The organism is Sulfurimonas sp. RIFOXYD2_FULL_34_21, from assembly GCF_001830805.1.
In the GTDB taxonomy this organism is placed as follows: domain Bacteria; phylum Campylobacterota; class Campylobacteria; order Campylobacterales; family Sulfurimonadaceae; genus Sulfurimonas.
The window spans coordinates 1-2,678 of sequence record NZ_MICH01000012.1; the positions used below are offsets into that span (position 1 = coordinate 1).

Annotated in this window: 1 protein-coding gene and 1 pseudogene; both read left to right on the plus strand. The window is 34.0% G+C overall.

Annotated elements, in window-relative coordinates; genetic code table 11:
* The first annotated feature begins 164 nt into the window (after window positions 1–164).
* Window positions 165–1,376 (plus strand): OprD family outer membrane porin, encoded by a 1,212-nt coding sequence (locus A2530_RS09105; RefSeq protein ID WP_294886395.1) that lies wholly within the window; start codon window positions 165–167, stop codon window positions 1,374–1,376.
* A 53-nt stretch (window positions 1,377–1,429) separates the two neighbouring features.
* Window positions 1,430–2,678 (plus strand): annotated as a pseudogene (locus tag A2530_RS09110) (methyl-accepting chemotaxis protein); the annotation flags it as partial.

Below are 2,678 nucleotides of genomic sequence, written 5' to 3' on the forward strand. Positions count from 1 at the left end.
TCTATACTCTAATCAAAAACATTAAAAACAACTCTTTTCAAAAAATACTCTACATGTACATTACTAACAAAATCCTCTTAAATGCGAGGTTTATATAGCTTTTTTCTTTTTATTCCATGTTTATTTCTATCAAAGTTTAAAAAGAAAAAAGGAAAATCTAAAAAATGAAATTAATCAAACTTAGTTTAGTTACGGCTCTTACATGTATGTTTACGACTTCTATAAGTGCGGAGGAAAGTAAAGAAGCAAACAATATTTCAGAGATGTTTAGCAATTCACATGTAAGCGGAGAAATTCGTTTAGGATATGTAAATCAAGATAACGAAGACACCACAAAAAATAAAAACTCTGCGGCAGGCGGTCATTTATCAATAGAAACTGCACCTTTTAACGGTGTAAGTTTTGGAACTGCCTTTTATACTACAAACCGTTTAGGTTCTAAAGACGATGATTCACAAGGAACTTCACTTTTTGACTCTAATGATGAGGGCTATACTATTTTAGGTCAAGCTTATATAAATGTATCTTTAGGCAAAACAAACTTAAAAATAGGTCGTCAACAGATAGACACACCTTTTGCCGATAGCGACGACATTAGAATGATGCCAAATCTTTTTGAAGCGTATGTTTTAAGCAATAGCGATATTGAAGATTTAACCCTTACTGCTGCACATGTAAATAGATGGTCAGGCATTGATGCTACTGAAAAGTTCGAAAAACTAGTCAGCGGAGGAAACGGTGCAGTAATGCTTTCTGCCGTATATAGCGGAATTAAAAACAGTGAACTCTCAGCTTGGTATTATGATATAGATAATCTTACAAAAATTACCTATTTAGAAGCAAATACTGCATTAAATTTAAGCGAAAATGTTGAATTAAATCTTGCAGCTCAATACGCTAACTTTTCACAATACACAACTACAAATATAGATGGCAGTGCATGGGGTGTGAGTGCGGAACTTGGTTTAAAATCGATAGGTACGACATTTTGCACTGCTTACAACAAAGCTTCAAACGACAGCGGCAAATCTCTCTCAAACGGTTTTGGCGGCGGTCCGTTCATGACATCAATGGAAGAAAATACAATAGACTCTCTTGAAGGAGCAAAAGCTTTTAGTGCGGGAGTAGGATTTGACTTTAGTTTAATAGGAATTGAAGGTCTGACTTTTAGCTACGCTTACGGTACTTTTAAAGATTCTCTTGCGGTTTCACATGTAGAAATAGACGAGAGCGATTATACACTTGAGTACGCTTACAACGACAATTTCTCAGCACTGCTTTTATACACTGACTCAAAAGCTAAAACTGACGGTGTTATAAATTCTGATGACACTACATTTAAGCGTATTCAAGCTTACGCAAACTACAAATTTTAAAATTTAAGGAAAATCATGACAATCAAATTAACACACACAAAGGAAACATTATCATGTTCAATAATTTAAGTACCTCTAAAAAACTTTTTAGCGGATTTCTAAGTATCATTTTCACTTTTGTAATTTTTGCTATTTATCAAATTATGCAAATTAATAATATGGGTGAAATTCAAGATGAAGGTGCACAAAGAGCTAAAGATACCGTAATGGTAATGGAATTTATGACTGATTTAGGCGATATGTATGCAATTGCAGCAGATGGTGTTATTAACGGTTATAGCCTAGAAACGAAACAAGAGTTTAGTTCTTTACGAAAAGAAGTAAGTGATGATATAGAAACTCTTACTAGCAGAATGGATACACCCGAAGAAAAACAATGGATACAAGACTATAAAGTCAGTACTGATAAATATATGAACATTATCGAAAATGAATTATTTGTTCGGTTAGCTCAAAAAGGCTCAAATATTGATTTAGACATCAAAACTATTGATGATAGAATTGATATTGCGCGTGGGGAATCACAAAAAAACTTAGATAAAATCATTAAGTCTCTTGATAATGAAATGATAGAAGGAGATGCTAAGTTTGACAGTACACGTCAATCCATATCAACAATCACAATTATTGTTGGAATCCTAATTGGAATCTTTGCAATATCTATAGCTACCCTTTTAAGTCGCAATATTATAGCTTCCCTAACCTCAATCCAACAAGGTCTCCTCTCCTTCTTCTCCTTCCTAAACCGCGAAACAACTAAAGCAGAGCAAATAAAACTAGATAGCAAAGACGAATTCGGACAGATGGCAAAAGTCATTAACGAGAACATTATAAAAACTCAAAAGGGCATAGAAGAAGATAGAAAACTTATAGATGAGACTATAGCTGTTTTAGGAGAGTTTGAACAAGGTGATTTATGTCAAAGACTTGAACTAAATGTTGCAAATCCTGCATTAATGCAACTAAAATCAGTTCTTAACAATATGGCTTCAAATTTAGAAGACAATATTGACAATGTTCTTAAAGTTTTAGAAGAATACTCTAGTTATAACTATCTTAACAAGATAGATGAAAAAGGACTTAAAGAGCATCTGTTAAAACTTGCAAGCGGTGTAAATACTTTAGGAAGTGCAGTTACAACCATGCTCTCCTCATCCCTCTCAAACGGAATTGATTTGCAAACCGATGCTTCATCACTTAAACAAGCCGTAGAAGCACTATCGACTGCTTCTAACCAACAAGCCGCATCACTTGAAGAAACAGCTGCTGCTATGGAAGAGATGACATCTAATGTACAAAACA

Excerpts from the sequence above, each read along its gene's own strand:
- A2530_RS09105 (WP_294886395.1), top strand. The coding sequence starts at position 165 with ATGAAATTAATCAAACTTAGTTTAGTTACGGCTCTTACATGTATGTTT.